Genomic DNA, 15679 nt, shown 5'->3' with positions numbered 1-15679 from the left:
GCGAGTACCTGACTCGTGCGGACCGGATGAAGCAGCCGGCGGCGCTGGACGTGGCTCGGGCCGTGGCTGAGGAACACGGGGTGTGTGTCCGGCCGCTGGCCAAGGAACGGATCGACCTGGACACCGGACGGGTTGAGATCGTGCCCGTGGCGTGCGGCTCAACCGTGGCGAGTGTGTGCCCCACCTGCGCGGAGAAGAACCGCAGGTTGCGGATGGCGCAGTGCCGCGAGGGATGGCACCTGACCGAGGAACCCGACTTCACCCCGGACCAGCCCAGTGACGATCAGCGGGCGCTGACCGCGTACCGGGCCGACCTGGTGAAGGTGTACCGGCAGGCGGTCGAGGAGGGCGACGAGATCGGAGCGGAGGAGGTCCGAGAGGAGGTCGCGGGGGTCGACGTCGAACTTCGGCAGCTCGGAATCCGCGATGCACTCCCCGCTCTGGAGGCACGTCCACGGATCACCCGGAAGCGGTCGACCAGGCGGCGGCAGGATGCACCGAACCTGCCTCGGCGGCCGGTCCAGAAGCACACGGTCGGGCGCGTGTTCGGGGGCAAGTACCAGCCCTCGACGTTCCTAACGCTGACGCTCGACAGCTACGGCAAGGTGCGCTCGGACGGCACACCGGTAGACCCGAACACCTACGACTACCGGCGGGCGGCTCGGGACGCGGTGCACTTCGCGGCACTGCTCGATCGGTTCGTGCAGAACCTGCGGCGCTGCGTCGGCTGGGACGTGCAGTACTTCTCGACGGTCGAACCTCAGCGGCGGCTGGCGCCGCACTGGCACGCGGCTATCCGGGGTTCGATCTCGCGGGCGGAGCTGCGGGCGGTCGCTGAGGCCACCTACCACCAGATCTGGTGGCCCAACCACGACGAGATCAAGTACAGCGGAGACAACCGGCCGGTGTGGGACTCGCGGGCGAAGGGGTTCGTAGACCCGGCTACCCGCGAACCGCTGCCGACGTGGGACGAGGCACTGGACCAGGTGGAGCGTCCGGCGCACGTGGCGCGATTCGGGGTGCAGGTGCACTCCAAGGGCATCCTCGGCGGCACTGAGGAGGCCGGTCGGCACATCGGCTACCTGACGAAGTACCTGACCAAGAGCATCGGTGAGTGCTTCGACGCCCAGACCAACCGCCAGGAGGACCATGCCGAACGGCTGTGCGCGGAGCTGGCCGTGACGCCCTGCTCGCCGCAGTGCCCGGTCTGGCTGCTCTACGGCGTCCAACCCAAGGGCGCTCGCCTGTCGATGGAGCCCGGCCGGTGCAAGGGCAAGGCGCACAAGCGCTCAACGCTCGGCGTCGCTGGTCGGCGGGTGTTGGTGTCGCGGAAGTGGTCCGGGAAGTCGCTGGCCGATCACAAGCACGACCGCAAGGAATTCGTTCGGCAACTGCTCGCCGACGTGGGGATCACCGGGGACGACCAGCCCAAACGGGTCGTCTGGAACAACGTGCAGCCCGGTGACCCGAACGTGCCCCCAAGACCACACCTGCTGCTGCGGGCGGTCGCGGAGCGGCGTCGATGGAAGGCCGAGTACACGGCGGCACTACTCGCCTCGGCCAGTCCGCCAAACCGTTCGGCAACGTCTCAAGCTGCGTAAATGGGGGAGAAGACGATGAAGGAGCACTTCACGGTTCAGGAAGCGGCGGACTACATGAACACGACCGTCCGCTTCGTCCGTCGCCTCATCGCAGAGCGTCGGATCGCGTTCCACCACCTCGGGCGGCATGTCCGGCTCAAGCGGACCGACGTGGACGAGTTCATCAACGCCGGTCGGGTCGAACCGGTCTGGAGGGCTGCCTGATGGCGAACAAGAAGAACCATCGCCAGTTCGGGCACGTCCGCAAGCTGCCGTCCGGTCGCCACCAGGCGAGCTACCTCGGCCCTGACGGCCTCCGCCGGAACGCGCCGGAGACGTTTCCGACCAAGACCGATGCCAACGCCTGGTTGTCCACGGTCGAGGCCGATCTCCTCCGTGGCGAGTGGGTTGATCCGCTGCTCGGCAAGGTCGCGCTCAAGGAGTACGGGGAGCGGTGGATCAAGGAACGGCAGCTCGGCGTGCGCACTCGTGAGGAGTACGAGCGGCAGTTCCGGCTTCACGTCGTGCCGTTCCTCGGCGAGAAGCTGCTCAACTCGATCACCACGGAGACCGTGCGCACTTGGCGGCGGCACCTGCTCGACAACGGCCGTTCGGACACCACGACCGCCAAGGCGTACCGGCTGCTGCGGGCGATCATGAACACCGCTCTGGACGACAACCGGATCAAACGGAACCCGTGCCGCATCAAGGGAGCAGACCAGGAGAAGGCTCCCGAACGGCCGGTGGCGTCCGTGGAGCAGGTGTTCACCCTGTCGGAGACCGTGCCGCCACGCTTCCGGGTGCTGATCCTCGCTGCTGCCTTCACCGGCCTGCGGTGGGGTGAGTTGATCGCCCTCCGAAGGTGTGACGTCGACCTGGACGCGCCGACCGTCCGGGTGCCTCGGAGGCTGGCTCAGCTCAACTCGGGGAAGCTCGTGGAAGGCCCACCGAAGTCAGCGGCAGGCTTCCGGACGGTCGCCATGCCCGAGATCCTCGTGGACGACTTTCGACGTCACCTGATGGCGTTCGTCAAGGCCGGTCCGGAGGAGCTGATCTTCACGGGGGAGAAGGGTGCGGCCCTCAAGCGGGGCAACTGGCACCGGTCCGTGAAGTGGATCAAGACCGTGGCCAAGGTCGGACTCCCGAAGGGCTTCCACTTCCACGACCTGCGCCACACGGGCAACAACCTGGCAGCGGCAGCGGGAGCCAGCACGCGGGAGCTGATGCACCGCATGGGGCACGGGAGCATGCGGGCGGCGCTGATCTACCAGCACGCGACCAGCGAGCGTGACCGTGAGATCGCGGACAAGCTCAGCGAGCGGGTGAAGGCGAGTCAATCGCACGCCAATCGCACGACGTGATCAAGAGACGCGACAGCGGTGCTGCCCTGGGATGGGTGGCACCGCTGTTGACCTGCAAGGGAATGTCGAGAGCGGGTGACGGGAATCGAACCCGCATGACCAGCTTGGAAGGCTGGGGCTCTACCATTGAGCTACACCCGCATCGCGCCTACCGGGGTGGGCGCGTGGTCAGCTTAGCCGGTCGCGATAGGCTTGGGTGGACCGGGGCGTGGCGCAGCTTGGTAGCGCACCCGCTTTGGGAGCGGGGGGTCGCAGGTTCAAATCCTGTCGCCCCGACGGTCGCCCTGGCCGGCCTCGTGGTTGGTCAGGGCTCTTCTCGGCCGCCCAGCTCGTTGACGGCGGTGGAGATCGTGGCCGCTTGGCGTTCCAGGTCGTCGTCCGACGAGGTCTCGTCGACGCCCCGCCCCAGGAGCTCGGCTCTCGAGAGCAGGAGCATGGCGCCGCGGAAGCGGTCCGCGTCCAGGTCGTCCACCGGGATCACCTCGAGCCTGCCCTCGATCAGGACGAGGTTCGGGTCCGGCAGGTCGGACGTCAGCAGCTCACGCAGGTCACTCGCCTTGACGGTCATGTCTTCGTGCTACCCGGCACCCGCCCCGCGAAACGCGGGCCGTTCTTGAGCACACCCGCGCCCGGGTGCTCAAGAACGGCTCCCCAGTGTCATGCCGGAGTCGCCACCTGCTCGCTGACCACCTGCGCCGCCGCCGACACCAGCGCCGTCACCGACGGGTTGGTGGAGTTGTCCTGGCGCCACGCGAACTGGGTGTAGACCCGGAACGGCGGGACCCAGGGCAGGCGGCGGAGCCTGCCGTCGTCAAGCTCGGCGGCGACCGTCACCTCGGGGACAAGCGAGATCCCCAGACCCGAGGCGACCGCCCGCTTGGCGGCGTCGATCGAGTCGAGCGCCAGCACCGGCGACTTCGACTCGGCTTCCTGCAGGCCCAGGGCCTGCTCGAACTGCTCGTAGTAACTGGCGCCGTTCTCGGCCCGGATGAGCGTGCTCCCACGCAGCTCGTCCTCGGTGATCACCGAACGCCTGGTCAGGGCGTGGGTCGGACCGGCGACCATGACCAACGGCTCCGGGCACAGCACCGTCGTCTCCAGCCCCTCGCGGGGCTCCACGGAGCCGATGAAGAAGGTGCAGTCCAGCCGCCCCTCACGCACCGAGGTCAGGTTGGCCTGGGTGTTGCGCGAGTGGAGTGAGATCTGGACGCTCGGGTAGCGCCAGCACATGTACTCGATCAGTGGTAGCAGACGGTAGTCGGTCAGACTCTGTGCGCTGCCGATGACCAGCTTGCCGTGCGGCTCGCCGTTCATCGTGATCGCTTTCCTGGCCTTGTCGGTCAGGGTGATGATGTTCCGCGCGAAAGGTAAAAGCTCGACACCGGCAGAGGTCATCTGGATGCCGCGCGGAAGTCGTCGGAACAACGGCACGCCGAGGGTCTCTTCGAGTGCCTTGATCCGAGTGGTTATAGTGGGTTGCGAGCAATTCAGCGTGGCGGCTGCCTTGGTGAAACTGCCCGTTTGAACCACAGTTGTGAACGCCAAAAGCTGACGCGTCTCCATGGAGCTCCCCAACGGTGCGTGTAAGTGGTCCACGATGAGGCCTGTGCGGGACGGCATCGTGATCTCTTGTGCGTGGCGGCAGTTGACCTGGCTGCGCTTCTGCGTGCGCGTGGCCTGAGGTCGATCAACATCGCCGCGCTACCGCGAGGGGTGGGACGCGGTGGCCGGCAGGTGCGCCCGGGGCCCGTCGGACCCCGAAGTCGCAGCCGGCGCCCAGTAGTGGTCCTGGGATAGTGTTCGGCAGCGGCGGAATGGATCTCATCGGGTCATCGGCACCTTGTCTGGTAGGTGGTTAAAGAGCTCGATGACATTGTCTCGCTCGTTCCTGTCGGTCCCGGTTGCCGGTTGCGTCCGCTGCTGACCCCCCAGAACGTCCGGCAACGTGAATTATTGCTGGTCCAACATGCGGATCCGGGCGTCACGCTACCTGAAACCCACACTAATGGACTACGGCGGTTGGAGTCATCTCGACAAGTGAAAGTTTTCTGTCGAGCACTACTCCAAACGGCCTCAATTCACTCTTTCTGGCGAACCTCCCCTCGCTGGCGGTCGCCGACTGTTAGTCGGCTCTACGGCATACGTGTTACACGACTCCGCGGTGGCCCCGCTCGGTGATGACGCGCTCCGCCGTGGTCGCGGCTCCCAGTGCCACTCGAATGGCCTAACGAATGACCCTGTCGATCAGCCGTTGAGCCGCATAGGTACCCCCGATCCGCCTCTGGCGAGACCGCGAAATTGCGGTCTCGCGGGTCCGGTCGGGGGATGTCGGCGCGCCGGGCGCGGGTCGGGCGGCACGGCGGTGGCGCGGCGGCGGCCCGGATGCGCCGGGGCCGGGTTAGGAACCACTGTTGTGATTTCCGCCGCGCCGTGCCGGCCCGCCGCGAGGCCGTCCCGCCGGACGTCGGGCGCGCCCGCGAGACGGCACGGTCGCGTGGCCCGAACGGGCGAAATTCCACCGGTGCCGCGAATTCCTGCGGCATGCCGCAAAGGGATTCCCGGCGAGCGGGTATTGCCGCGACAATGGTCACGAGGCCCCCGCGCGGCCGGTTGCGGCCCCTCGACCCGGGGTGCTAGCGCCGCCGCGCCGGCCGACCACCTAGACTCAGGCGGAATCCCGTCGCGCCCAGACGCGTTCACGGGGTGTTCCGCACGTCATGCCCGTTACGAGGAGACCACGTTGAAGAGCACCGTCGAGCACCTGAGCCCGACGCGGGTCCGGATCAACGTCGAGGTGCCGTTCGACGAGCTCAAGTCGGACTTCGACCGCGCGTACCGCAAGCTGGCCAAGCAGGTCCGCATCCCCGGCTTCCGCCCCGGCAAGGCCCCCGCCCGCGTGCTGGAGAGCCGCATCGGCCGCGCGCCCGTGCTGGACGAGGTCGTCCAGGAGGCGATCCCGGCCAAGTACCTGGAGGCCGTCACCTCCGGTGAGCTGCGCACCCTCGGCCGCCCCGACTTCGAGGTGACCAAGATCGAGGACGGCGAGTCCCTGGCGTTCACCGCCGAGGTCGACGTCCGCCCCGAGATCACCGTCCCCGCCTTCGGCGAGCTGAGCGTCAGCGTCGACGACCAGGAGGTCACCGACGAGGACGTGGACACCCAGCTCGACGAGCTGCGCGCCCGCTTCGCCACCCTCACCGGCGTCAAGCGCCCGGCGCAGACCGGCGACTTCGTCGTGGTCGACCTGTCGGCGACCGTGGACGGCGAGGAGGTCGAGGAGGCCAAGACCACCGGCCTGTCCTACGAGATCGGCTCCGGCCAGCTCGTCGAGGGCATCGACGACGCCCTGGTCGGCGCCTCCGAGGGCGAGTCCAAGAACTTCACCACGACGCTGGTCGCCGGTGACCACGCCGGCCGCGACGCCGAGGTCACCGTGGTGCTGAACTCGGTCAAGGAGCGCCAGCTCCCCGAGCTGGACGACGAGTTCGCCCAGCTGGCCAGCGAGTTCGACACGCTCGACGAGCTGAAGGCCGACCTGCGCACCCGCCTGGGCCGCGTGAAGAAGATGCAGCAGGGCGTCCAGGCCCGGGACAAGGTGCTGGAGGCGCTGCTGGCCAGCGTCGAGGTGCCGCTGCCCGAGGCCGTCGTCCAGGGCGAGGTCGAGGCGCGGGCGCACGACGCCATCCACGCCCTCGACCACGACGAGGCGCGCTTCGCCGAGTGGCTGGCCGAGCAGGGCCAGACCAAGGAGCAGTTCGACACCGAGGTGCGCGAGGCCTCCGAGCAGGCGGTCAAGACCCAGCTCGTGCTGGACGCCATCGCCGACGCCGAGCAGCTCAACGTCACCGACGCCGAGCTGACCGAGCGGATCATCTACCAGGCGCAGCGCTTCGGCATCAGCCCGGACGAGTACGTCAAGCGGGCCCAGCAGTCCGGCCAGCTCGGCGCGATCTTCGCCGACGTGCGCCGCGGCAAGGCGCTGGCCTCGGTCGTGCGCCAGGCCACCGTGACGGACTCCGCCGGCAACGCCCTCGACCTGGACGAGCTGTTCGGCGAGACCAGGTCCACTGAGGAGCCGGAACCCGCCAACGCGGAGTGAAGCCCTGAGCGAACGCGGGCGGTGTCGGGACGTCGACGCCGCCCGCCTTCGTTAAGGTCGTTGCTACGAGACTCTTTCGGCACAGTTAGTCAGTCGCAAAGATAGGCAGGCAGACGTGACGCAGCACTCTTTCTCGGAGCCCATGATGCGAGCGGCCTCGGGGATGAACCTCAACGACTCGGTCTACGAGCGTCTGCTCCGCGAGCGGATCATCGTCCTGGGGACGCAGGTCGAGGAGAACATCGCCAACCAGATCGTGGCGCAGCTCCTCCTGCTCGCCGCCGAGGACCCGGAGAAGGACATCACCTTCTACATCAACTCGCCCGGTGGCTCGGTGACCGCGGGCATGGCGATCTTCGACACGATGCAGCTGATCGAGCCGGACGTGGCGACCTACGCGATGGGCCTGGCCGCGTCGATGGGGCAGTTCCTGCTCTCCGCGGGCACGCCCGGCAAGCGGCACGCGCTCCCGCACGCCCGCATCCTCATGCACCAGCCCTCGGCGGGCGTCGGCGGCACGGCGGCCGACATCGCGATCCAGGCGGACATGCTGACCCGGACCAAGCACGAGATGGCCGAGCTGATCGCGCAGCACACCGGCCAGCCGGTCGAGCGCATCATCGCCGACTCGGACCGCGACCGGTGGTTCAACGCCCAGGAAGCCCTGGAGTACGGCTTCGTGGACAAGGTGATCACCCGCGCCAGCCAGGCGTCGACCAACTGACCGCGAGCAGAGCACCAGGAGACCTGAAGTGAGCCAGTTCCACGCGCCGCAGTCCCGGTACGTGCTCCCGTCGTTCGTCGAGCGCACCAGCTACGGCATCAAGGAGTCCAACCCGTACAACAAGCTGTTCGAGGAGCGCATCATCTTCCTCGGCGTGCAGGTGGACGACGCGTCGGCCAACGATGTGATGGCCCAGCTGCTCGTGCTGGAGTCGGAGGACCCCGACCGCGACATCCTGATGTACATCAACTCGCCCGGTGGCTCGTTCACCTCGCTGATGGCCATCTACGACACCATGCAGTTCGTCCGCCCGGACATCCAGACCTACTGCCTGGGCCAGGCGGCCTCGGCGGCGGCGGTGCTGCTCGCGGCGGGCACCCCGGGCAAGCGGCACGCGCTGCCGAACGCCCGGATCCTGATCCACCAGCCGGCCACCGAGGGCGTCTACGGGCAGGTCTCCGACCTGGAGATCCAGTCCAACGAGATCCAGCGGGTCCGCCGGTTGCTGGAGACCACGCTCGCCCGGCACACCACCCGGACCCCGGAGCAGGTGCGCCTGGACATCGAGCGCGACAAGATCCTCACCGCCGACGAGGCCAAGGACTACGGCCTCATCGACAGCGTCCTGCCCTACCGGAAGCTCTCGGCGAAGTAGCCCCGGCGTGGCGCCCGACACGCCGAGCTGACCAGGGGTCCTGCTCAGCGAGGCGTGTCGGGGGCACGCTGGTCCTCCCGCACAGGCGGGTAGGACAGGTACCGTCGAGGGGAACGGGCGGACCCCGCATCCAGCGGGCACTCGCCACATCAGCAGTCAGGCGCACCTCACCAGGTCGTGCGCCGGAGGGGACAGAGGTCAGCGGTCATGGCACGTATCGGTGACGGCGGCGACCTGCTGAAGTGCTCTTTCTGCGGCAAGAGCCAGAAGCAGGTGAAAAAACTCATCGCCGGACCGGGTGTCTACATCTGCGATGAGTGCATCGACCTCTGCAACGAGATCATCGAGGAAGAACTCGCGGAGGCCGGTGACGTCAAGCTCGACGAGCTGCCCAAGCCCGCCGAGATCCACGAGTTCCTCGACCAGTACGTGATCGGCCAGAACGAGGCCAAGCGCACGCTCTCGGTGGCGGTCTACAACCACTACAAGCGCATCCAGGCGGGTGACCGCGGGCGTGAGGGCCGCGACGACGGCGTGGAGCTCGCCAAGTCGAACATCCTCATGCTCGGTCCCACGGGGTGCGGCAAGACCTACCTGGCCCAGACGCTCGCGAAGATGCTGAACGTGCCGTTCGCCATCGCGGACGCCACGGCGTTGACCGAGGCGGGCTACGTGGGCGAGGACGTGGAGAACATCCTCCTCAAGCTCATCCAGGCGGCGGACTACGACGTCAAGCGCGCCGAGACCGGCATCATCTACATCGACGAGGTCGACAAGATCGCTCGAAAGAGTGAAAATCCGTCGATCACGCGCGACGTGTCGGGTGAAGGTGTGCAGCAGGCGCTGCTGAAAATACTGGAGGGGACGACGGCCTCGGTGCCGCCGCAGGGTGGTCGCAAGCACCCCCACCAGGAGTTCATCCAGATCGACACGACGAACGTGCTGTTCATCGTGGCGGGCGCGTTCGCGGGCCTCGACAAGATCATCCAGGACCGGGTCGGCAAGCGCGGTCTCGGCTTCGGCGCCGAGGTGCGGACCAAGGCCGAGGTCGACGCGGCGGACTACTACGCCGACTCGATGCCCGAGGACCTGATCAAGTTCGGCCTGATCCCCGAGTTCATCGGCCGGTTGCCGATGGTCGCGAGCGTCACGAACCTGGACAAGGAATCGCTCGTCCGCATCCTCACCGAGCCGAAGAACGCGCTGGTCAAGCAGTACCAGAAGCTGTTCGAGATGGACGGGGTCGAACTGGAGTTCACCCGGACGGCGATGGAGGCGGTCGCGGACCAGGCGATCCTGCGCGGCACGGGCGCGCGCGGCCTGCGGGCGATCATGGAGGAAGTCCTGCTGCCGGTGATGTACGACATCCCGAGCCGCACGGACGTCGCCAAGGTCGTCATCACCGAGCAGACCGTGAAGGAGAACGTCAACCCGACGATCGTGGCCCGGCAGCCTTCCCGCCGGGAGCGTCGCGAGAAGTCGGCGTGAGTTGTCCCTCCCGCACACGCTGATCCTGCACGGCCTGGGTGGTTCCGGGCCGGAGCACTGGCAGAACTGGCTGGCAGGTGAACTGGCCCACCACGGTGGGTCCGTGGACCTGCCGCGGTTCAGCTCGCCCGACGAGCCGGAGCTGTCGGTGTGGCTGGACGAGCTGCGGTCGCACCTCGCCGCGATGCCCGCGGCCGGGTCCGTCGAACGGGTGGTCGTCGCGCACTCGTTGGCGGTGCTGCTGTGGCTGCACCACGCGGCCGGCGAGTTCGACGAGGCGCTGCGGGTCGACCGGGTGCTGCTGGTCGCGCCGCCCGCCCCGGACTTCGCCGACGAGCCGTTGATCTCCGGGTTCCTGCACCCCGTGCTCGACCCGACGGTGGTGCGGCGGGCGGCGGTGTCGACCAGGCTGGTGGTGGGCGAGGGCGACGCCTACTGCACGGTCACGCAGGCCAAGGAGCTGGCCGAGGCGATGCGGGTCGACCTGGACGTGATCGTGGGTGGCGGGCACCTCAACGTCGCCGCCGGGTACGGCTCGTGGGGTGCGGTGCTGAAGTGGGTGCGCAGTGGGCGCACCCCGCTCACGCCGCGCTGACCGTCACCCGGAAGAGGGTGAACGCGGCCAGGAACGGGCCGGTGGCGAGGTCGGCCAGCCAGGCGTCGGCGGCCGGTCGGGTGATGCGGCCGGCCTCGACGGCCCGCTGCGCGTTGCGGGTCAGGCCCAGCAGCTCGTCGGCCGCGGCGAAGTCGTGCAGGAGTTGGACGTCGGCCTCGACCGAGGTGACGGTCAGGCCGACGTCGCCCGCGAGCCGCGCCAGCTGCCTGCCGATGACGGGGTTGCGCACGACCCGGTCGCACACGAAGCGGTTGAACGCGAGGTTCGTGGCCACCGCGCCCGGGTCGACGGCGAGGGTCTCCCAGTCGGGTTGCGCCAGAGCGGCACGTCCGCCGGGGCGCAGGACCCGGCGGAGCTCGGAGAGGGCGGCGGCCGGGTCGGCGACCAGGTGCAGGACCCGGTCGATCCGGGCGCGGTCGACGCTGCGGTCGTCCAGGGGCAGGGCGTGGACGTCCCCTTGGCGCACGTCCACCGGCAGGTGGGTGGTGCGCCGTCTCGCCTCGTCGACCATGGCGGGGTCGAGGTCGACGCCGATGACCTCGCCCGCGCGTTCGGCCATGGCGGGCAGGTCGGTGCCGGGGCCGCAGCCGATGTCGAGCGCGGTGTGCTCCGGGCGGAGGTCCAGGGCGTCCAGGAGCCGCTGCTTGTAGGCGCGGCCCGCGACCGCGGCGCGGTCCAGGTACGTGATCGGGTCCGGGGTGGGGTTCTGCGTCGCCATGGACCCAGGCAACCACGGTCGTGTGGAGGTCCTGTGGGGGTCCGGTGATCAGATGCGCTTGCCCAGGAAGCGGATCACGTCGGGCACGACCTTGCGGTAGAGGGCGTCGTTGTGGCCGCCGGGGGTGATGGAGGCGACGGACGGCTTGGCGTTGGCGATGAACTGGCGCGTGCCGGTGATGAAGTTGTCCCGGTCGCCCGCCCAGACGCCGATCGGCGCGGTGCCGAGCTTGTCGAGGTTCTTCAGCGGGTCCAGGGAGGCCCACTGGTCGGGGCCGCTGAAGGCGTTGCGCTTGGACATCTCGGTCCAGTCGGTGAGCAGGGCCGGTGCGATGACGGCGATGGCCTTGGCCGGGTCACGGCGTTCGTGGCGCCTGCGGCCGTAGAGGAGCGCGCCGAAGCCGCCCATCGACACGCCGGTGCACGCGAACGGTGCGCCGTAGCCCCGTTCGGCCAGCCAGCGGGGCACTTCTTCGAGCAGCATGGCCATCGGGTCGTCGCCGGGGACGTTCTCGTGCCAGTAGTGGTCGCCGCCGTCCACCGCCACGAAGCCGAACGGGGGCACCTGGCCCCGGCTGACGGCCGCCACCAGGACTTCCGACATGCCGCCCGGTGACGCCGTGCGGGCGGCGCCGTGGCGGCCGTGCAGGAGGATCGACATGGGCAGGTTCTTCGTGGGCACGCCCGCCGGCGTCATGGTGAGCAGGTCGACGTCGCGGCCCCGGTAGTGCGAGTAGACGCGGTCGACCGTGATCACGGCGCGTTTAACCGCCGGCACGGGGCCCGCCACGCCCAGTGCGTGGCGCAGTGCCTCGCCCAGCGGTGCGTTGCCGTGCCAGGCGGCCGTGACCCCGACCGCCGCCAGGGCGGTGCCGCCCAGTGCGGCGAGCGCTGTTCGCCTGCTGACCATGTGTCTCCCCCACGCCGGATCCCCTCACCACATCGTCGCGAAACGGGCTCGCGTTTCCTCAGACCCCCGACCGGGCCCGGAGTTCCGCGATCCGCTCCGCCGAGTAGCCGAGTCCGCGCAGCACGTGGTCGGTGTGCTCGCCGAGCGCGGGCACGGGCGCCGGGTCCCAGGACCAGGCGGTGGAGTCGACCGGTGGGCGCAGGGCGGTGACCTCGCCGCCGGGCACCGGGATCGTCGTCCGGCGGTCGCGCGCCGTGAGCTGGGGGTGGTGGGGCAGCTCGGCGACGCCGCGGGTCAGGGCGGCGGGCACGTCGGCCTCGTCGAGCGCGCCGAGCAGGTCCGCGGTGGTCCAGGCGGTGAAGTCGAGTTCGGCGTGCAGGGCCGGCCGGTGGGCCACGCGGGAGGTGACGGTGGTGAAGCGGGGGTCGTCGGCCAGGTCCGGGCGGTCCAGGAGGGCGCACAGGCGGCGCCACTGGGGGTCGTTCTGGACGGCCAGGTGCACGGTGCCGTCCGCGCACGGGAACGGGCCGTAGGGCGCGATGCTCGGGTGGTGCGCGCCGGTGCGCGGGGCGGCCTGACCGGCGCCGGCGGCGTAGAGCATGGGCTGGTGCATCCACTCGGCCATGGCTTCGAAGAGCGAGAGCCGGAGCGTGGCGCCTTCACCCGTCCGGGAGCGGTGGAGGAGGGCGGCCAGGACGGCGGACTGGAGCTGCACGCCCGCGGCGATGTCGGCCACCGAGATGCCCGCGCGTGCGGTGACGTCGTCCTGGCCGGTGAGGTCGATGAGGCCGGTCTCGGACTGGACCAGGGCGTCGAACGCCTTGCGGGAGGCGTACGGGCCCGACTCGCCGTAGCCGGAGAGCTCGCCGATCACCAGGTCGGGTTTCACCTGGCGCAAGGAGGAGGAGTCCACCTCCAGTCGACGCGCGGCGGCCGGTGACAGGTTGCACAGGACGACGTCGGCCGTGGTGACGAGGTCGTGCAGGACCTCTCGGGCGGCCGGGTGCTTGAGGTCGAGGGTGACCGATTCCTTGCCGACGTTCGTCCAGGCGAAGTAGGACGACACCGAGCCGCACGTGGTGTCGTAGTAGCGGGCGAAGTCGCCGCCGTCCGGGCGTTCGACCTTGATCACCCGGGCGCCCAGGTCGGCGAGCAGGCGGGTGGCGTAGGGCACGGCCACGGCTTGTTCGAGGCTGACGACGGTGACGCCGTCCAGCGGTCTCATGCGGTGATCCGGTCGTGGCCCGTGTAGACGTTCATCGAGTCGTCGCGCAGGAAGCCGACCAGGGTCAGGCCCTGCTCCTCGGCCAGGTCGGCGGCCAGGGAGGACGGCGCGGAGACGGCCGAGAGGATGGGGACGCCGGCCATGGCGGCCTTCTGGACGAGCTCGAACGAGGCCCGGCCGGACACCATGAGCACGGTTCCCGCCAGCGGGACCTTGTTGTTGAGCACGGCCCAGCCGAGGACCTTGTCGACGGCGTTGTGCCGGCCCACGTCCTCGCGGACGACCAGCGCCTCGCCGGTGGTGGTGAAGAGGCCGGCCGCGTGGAGGCCGCCGGTCGAGGCGAAGACCTTCTGGCGCTTGCGCAGCTCGTCCGGCAGGGCGGAGAGGACGTCCACGTCGACGGTGCAGTCGTCGGCGGCGGGGGAGTGGTTGGTCTTCAGCTTGACCGCGTCCAGGGCCGCCTTGCCGCAGACGCCGCAGGACGACGTGGTGTAGAAGTTGCGCTCGACGCCAGGGTCGGGCGGCGCCACGCCGTCGGCGAGGGTCACGTCGAGCACGTTGTAGGTGTTGAGGCCGTCGGGCCCGGTGCCTTCGCAGAACCGGGCGACCGAGATGTCCGCCAGGCCGCCGATGACGCCTTCGCTGAGCAGGAAACCGTGCGCCAGCTCCACGTCGTGCCCGGGTGTGCGCATCGTCACGGTCAGTGCCTTGCCGCCTACCCGCAGTTCCAAGGGTTCCTCGGCGGCCAGCGCGTCGACCCGTTTCCGGGACGTTCGTCGCGCATACGTGACCACTGGGCGACGCACGGTGACTCGCCCCATCGCGAACTCCTTCTCTTGGCTAAGTTTTTTCGCAAGCCACTCACCAGGTTACGGAGGTGTCGGGCAGTGGGTTTCCTGGACCGCTCTCGCACGATCGCCCCACCGGGCTGGAACCGCTGGTTGATCCCGCCCGCCGCGTTGTCGGTGCACCTGGCCATCGGTCAGGTGTACGCGTGGAGCGTGTTCAAACCGCCGTTGGAGAGCTCGCTGGACCTGACGGGGACGCAGAGCGCGCTGCCGTTCCAGCTGGGCATCGTGATGTTGGGCCTGTCGGCGGCGTTCGGCGGCACGTTGGTCGAGCGCAACGGGCCGCGGTGGGCCATGTTCGTGTCCGCCACCTGCTTCTCGTCGGGGTTCCTGATCTCGGCGGTGGGCGCTTGGACGCAGCAGTACTGGCTCGTGGTGGTGGGGTACGGGTTCGTCGGCGGCATCGGGTTGGGCATCGGGTACATCTCGCCGGTGTCGACGCTGATCAAGTGGTTCCCGGACCGGCCGGGGATGGCGACGGGCATCGCGATCATGGGGTTCGGCGGCGGCGCGCTGATCGCGTCGCCGTGGTCGGCGCAGATGCTGGAGTCCTTCGGGCGCGACAGCGGCGGGATCGCGCAGACGTTCCTGGTGCACGGGCTCGTGTACGCGGTCTTCATGTCGGTGGGCGTGCTGTTGGTGAGGGTGCCCGCTGAGGTGGAGGAGCGGAAGGTGGTGCGTTCGGCGGTCAACGTGTCGGCGCGCAACGCCTTGCGGACGCCGCAGTTCTGGTGCCTGTGGGTGGTGTTGTGCTTCAACGTCACGGCGGGCATCGGGATCCTGGAGAAGGCGTCGCCGATGATCCGGGACTTCTTCGCCGAGACGTCCACGCCGGTGGCGGCGGGTGCGGCGGCGGGGTTCGTGGCGTTGCTGTCGCTGGCGAACATGGTCGGCCGGATCGTGTGGTCGTCGACGTCGGACCTGGTGGGGCGCAAGAACGTCTACCGGCTGTACCTGGGCGTCGGCGCGCTGACGTACCTGGTGCTGGCGCTGGCGGGCAACGCGTCGAAGCCGTTGTTCGTGGTGTGCGCGATGTTGATCCTGTCGTTCTACGGCGGCGGGTTCGCCACGATCCCGGCCTACCTGAAGGACCTGTTCGGCACCTACCAGGTCGGCGCGATCCACGGTCGGCTGCTGACGGCGTGGTCGTTGGCGGGCGTGCTCGGACCGTTGATCGTGAACGCGATCGCGGACGGGCAGAAGGCGGCCGGGAAGTCCGGGCCCGACCTGTACACGGCGTCGCTGTTCATCATGATCGCGTTGCTGGTGGTCGGGTTCGTGGCGAACGAGCTGGTGCGCCCGGTGGCGGCGAAGTACCACGAGCCGGAAGTGGAGGCGGTCCGATGAGCGGTCGGGGGTTGGTCGTGTTCGCGTGGCTGTGGGTGGGCCTGCCGCTGACCTACGGGTTGGTCGAGCTGATCCGCAAGGTGACGGCGTTGTTCACTGGTTAGAGTCG

General features: G+C 69.1%; 16 protein-coding genes and 2 tRNA genes. 11 read left to right on the top strand and 7 right to left on the bottom strand.

The annotated features are described in order from the left end of the window. Positions 1-26 precede the first annotated feature (26 nt). Genes AB0I91_RS17530 through AB0I91_RS17520 form a run of 3 tightly spaced genes read left to right on the top strand, consistent with a single transcriptional unit; the run spans position 27 to position 2941 of the window. Positions 27-1601 carry a replication initiator gene (locus tag AB0I91_RS17530; protein ID WP_499637533.1) on the top strand — a complete coding sequence of 525 codons (1575 nt, stop codon included), beginning with the start codon at positions 27-29 and terminating at the stop codon, positions 1599-1601. Then, complete coding sequence (locus AB0I91_RS17525) at positions 1602-1805, top strand: helix-turn-helix domain-containing protein (RefSeq protein WP_499637494.1); 204 nt, start codon at positions 1602-1604, stop codon at positions 1803-1805. Then, positions 1805-2941, top strand: coding sequence for a tyrosine-type recombinase/integrase (locus AB0I91_RS17520; RefSeq protein ID WP_499637491.1), 1137 nt, complete (start codon positions 1805-1807; stop codon positions 2939-2941). The genes AB0I91_RS17525 and AB0I91_RS17520 overlap by 1 nt, the downstream gene beginning before the upstream one ends. A gap of 70 nt (positions 2942-3011) precedes the next feature. On the opposite strand, the gene AB0I91_RS17515 is transcribed toward AB0I91_RS17520, so the two are convergent. Continuing rightward, positions 3012-3082 (bottom strand) — tRNA-Gly (locus AB0I91_RS17515). Positions 3083-3143: 61 nt separating this feature from the next. Here AB0I91_RS17515 and AB0I91_RS17510 point away from each other — a divergent pair. Next, positions 3144-3217, top strand: a tRNA-Pro gene (locus tag AB0I91_RS17510). Between the two features lie 28 nt (positions 3218-3245). Here the strand turns inward: AB0I91_RS17510 and AB0I91_RS17505 are convergent. Together AB0I91_RS17505 and AB0I91_RS17500 are read right to left on the bottom strand one after the other, a co-directional pair. Continuing rightward, on the bottom strand, positions 3246-3509 hold the full coding sequence (locus tag AB0I91_RS17505) for a hypothetical protein (protein WP_499637489.1): 264 nt from the start codon (positions 3507-3509) through the stop codon (positions 3246-3248). Positions 3510-3598: 89 nt separating this feature from the next. Beyond that, positions 3599-4504: a LysR family transcriptional regulator gene (locus AB0I91_RS17500; RefSeq protein ID WP_498778287.1), complete on the bottom strand. Its 906-nt coding sequence runs from the start codon at positions 4502-4504 to the stop codon at positions 3599-3601. 1177 nt (positions 4505-5681) lie between these two features. Here AB0I91_RS17500 and tig point away from each other — a divergent pair. The 5 genes from tig to AB0I91_RS17475 all read left to right on the top strand — a co-directional run bounded on the left by tig (position 5682) and on the right by AB0I91_RS17475 (position 10502). Then, positions 5682-7040, top strand: coding sequence for a trigger factor (gene tig / locus AB0I91_RS17495; RefSeq protein WP_498778291.1), 1359 nt, complete (start codon positions 5682-5684; stop codon positions 7038-7040). Between the two features lie 115 nt (positions 7041-7155). After that, complete coding sequence (locus AB0I91_RS17490) at positions 7156-7764, top strand: ATP-dependent Clp protease proteolytic subunit (RefSeq protein ID WP_073889459.1); 609 nt, start codon at positions 7156-7158, stop codon at positions 7762-7764. A gap of 28 nt (positions 7765-7792) precedes the next feature. Beyond that, complete coding sequence (locus AB0I91_RS17485) at positions 7793-8419, top strand: ATP-dependent Clp protease proteolytic subunit (RefSeq protein WP_498778292.1); 627 nt, start codon at positions 7793-7795, stop codon at positions 8417-8419. Positions 8420-8626: 207 nt separating this feature from the next. After that, positions 8627-9907: an ATP-dependent Clp protease ATP-binding subunit ClpX gene (clpX, locus tag AB0I91_RS17480; protein ID WP_106615123.1), complete on the top strand. Its 1281-nt coding sequence runs from the start codon at positions 8627-8629 to the stop codon at positions 9905-9907. Between the two features lies 1 nt (position 9908). Beyond that, on the top strand, positions 9909-10502 hold the full coding sequence (locus tag AB0I91_RS17475) for an RBBP9/YdeN family alpha/beta hydrolase (protein WP_499610864.1): 594 nt from the start codon (positions 9909-9911) through the stop codon (positions 10500-10502). Here the strand turns inward: AB0I91_RS17475 and AB0I91_RS17470 are convergent. The 4 genes from AB0I91_RS17470 to fdhD are packed head-to-tail and all read right to left on the bottom strand — an operon-like array spanning position 10489 to position 14196. Next, positions 10489-11241, bottom strand: a complete 753-nt coding sequence (locus AB0I91_RS17470) for a methyltransferase domain-containing protein (RefSeq protein ID WP_499610867.1) — start codon at positions 11239-11241, stop codon at positions 10489-10491. The genes AB0I91_RS17475 and AB0I91_RS17470 overlap by 14 nt on opposite strands. 48 nt (positions 11242-11289) lie before the next feature. After that, positions 11290-12150 (bottom strand): alpha/beta hydrolase, encoded by an 861-nt coding sequence (locus AB0I91_RS17465; RefSeq protein ID WP_499637486.1) that lies wholly within the window; start codon positions 12148-12150, stop codon positions 11290-11292. A gap of 58 nt (positions 12151-12208) precedes the next feature. Then, positions 12209-13375, bottom strand: a complete 1167-nt coding sequence (locus tag AB0I91_RS17460; RefSeq protein WP_499637483.1) for a CaiB/BaiF CoA transferase family protein — start codon at positions 13373-13375, stop codon at positions 12209-12211. Further along, complete coding sequence (gene fdhD / locus AB0I91_RS17455; protein ID WP_498778297.1) at positions 13372-14196, bottom strand: formate dehydrogenase accessory sulfurtransferase FdhD; 825 nt, start codon at positions 14194-14196, stop codon at positions 13372-13374. The genes AB0I91_RS17460 and fdhD overlap by 4 nt, the downstream gene beginning before the upstream one ends. A gap of 66 nt (positions 14197-14262) precedes the next feature. On the opposite strand from fdhD, the gene AB0I91_RS17450 reads away from it, so the two are divergent. Both AB0I91_RS17450 and AB0I91_RS17445 read left to right on the top strand, forming a co-directional pair. After that, positions 14263-15570, top strand: a complete 1308-nt coding sequence (locus AB0I91_RS17450; protein ID WP_499637480.1) for an OFA family MFS transporter — start codon at positions 14263-14265, stop codon at positions 15568-15570. Continuing rightward, positions 15567-15674, top strand: coding sequence for an MFS transporter small subunit (locus AB0I91_RS17445; protein WP_498778299.1), 108 nt, complete (start codon positions 15567-15569; stop codon positions 15672-15674). Before AB0I91_RS17450 ends, AB0I91_RS17445 begins: the two co-directional genes overlap by 4 nt. Positions 15675-15679: the final 5 nt, after the last annotated feature.

Origin of the sequence: Actinosynnema sp. NPDC049800, from assembly GCF_040656635.1 — a bacterium.
Taxonomy (GTDB): domain Bacteria; phylum Actinomycetota; class Actinomycetes; order Mycobacteriales; family Pseudonocardiaceae; genus Actinosynnema.
The sequence above is the reverse complement of the archived record's forward strand: the minus strand, read 5'-3'. Positions and strand labels throughout refer to the sequence as shown.

Bases quoted from the DNA above. Each gene is read 5' to 3' on its own strand.
- AB0I91_RS17530 (WP_499637533.1), top strand. From the start codon at position 27: ATGAAGCAGCCGGCGGCGCTGGACGTGGCTCGGGCCGTGGCTGAGGAA.
- AB0I91_RS17525 (WP_499637494.1), top strand. From the start codon at position 1,602: ATGGGGGAGAAGACGATGAAGGAGCACTTCACGGTTCAGGAAGCGGCG.
- AB0I91_RS17520 (WP_499637491.1), top strand. From the start codon at position 1,805: ATGGCGAACAAGAAGAACCATCGCCAGTTCGGGCACGTCCGCAAGCTG.
- AB0I91_RS17505 (WP_499637489.1), bottom strand. From the start codon at position 3,509: ATGACCGTCAAGGCGAGTGACCTGCGTGAGCTGCTGACGTCCGACCTG.
- AB0I91_RS17500 (WP_498778287.1), bottom strand. From the start codon at position 4,504: ATGGAGACGCGTCAGCTTTTGGCGTTCACAACTGTGGTTCAAACGGGC.
- clpX (WP_106615123.1), top strand. From the start codon at position 8,627: ATGGCACGTATCGGTGACGGCGGCGACCTGCTGAAGTGCTCTTTCTGC.
- AB0I91_RS17470 (WP_499610867.1), bottom strand. From the start codon at position 11,241: ATGGCGACGCAGAACCCCACCCCGGACCCGATCACGTACCTGGACCGC.
- AB0I91_RS17465 (WP_499637486.1), bottom strand. From the start codon at position 12,150: ATGGTCAGCAGGCGAACAGCGCTCGCCGCACTGGGCGGCACCGCCCTG.
- AB0I91_RS17460 (WP_499637483.1), bottom strand. From the start codon at position 13,375: ATGAGACCGCTGGACGGCGTCACCGTCGTCAGCCTCGAACAAGCCGTG.
- fdhD (WP_498778297.1), bottom strand. From the start codon at position 14,196: ATGGGGCGAGTCACCGTGCGTCGCCCAGTGGTCACGTATGCGCGACGA.
- AB0I91_RS17445 (WP_498778299.1), top strand. From the start codon at position 15,567: ATGAGCGGTCGGGGGTTGGTCGTGTTCGCGTGGCTGTGGGTGGGCCTG.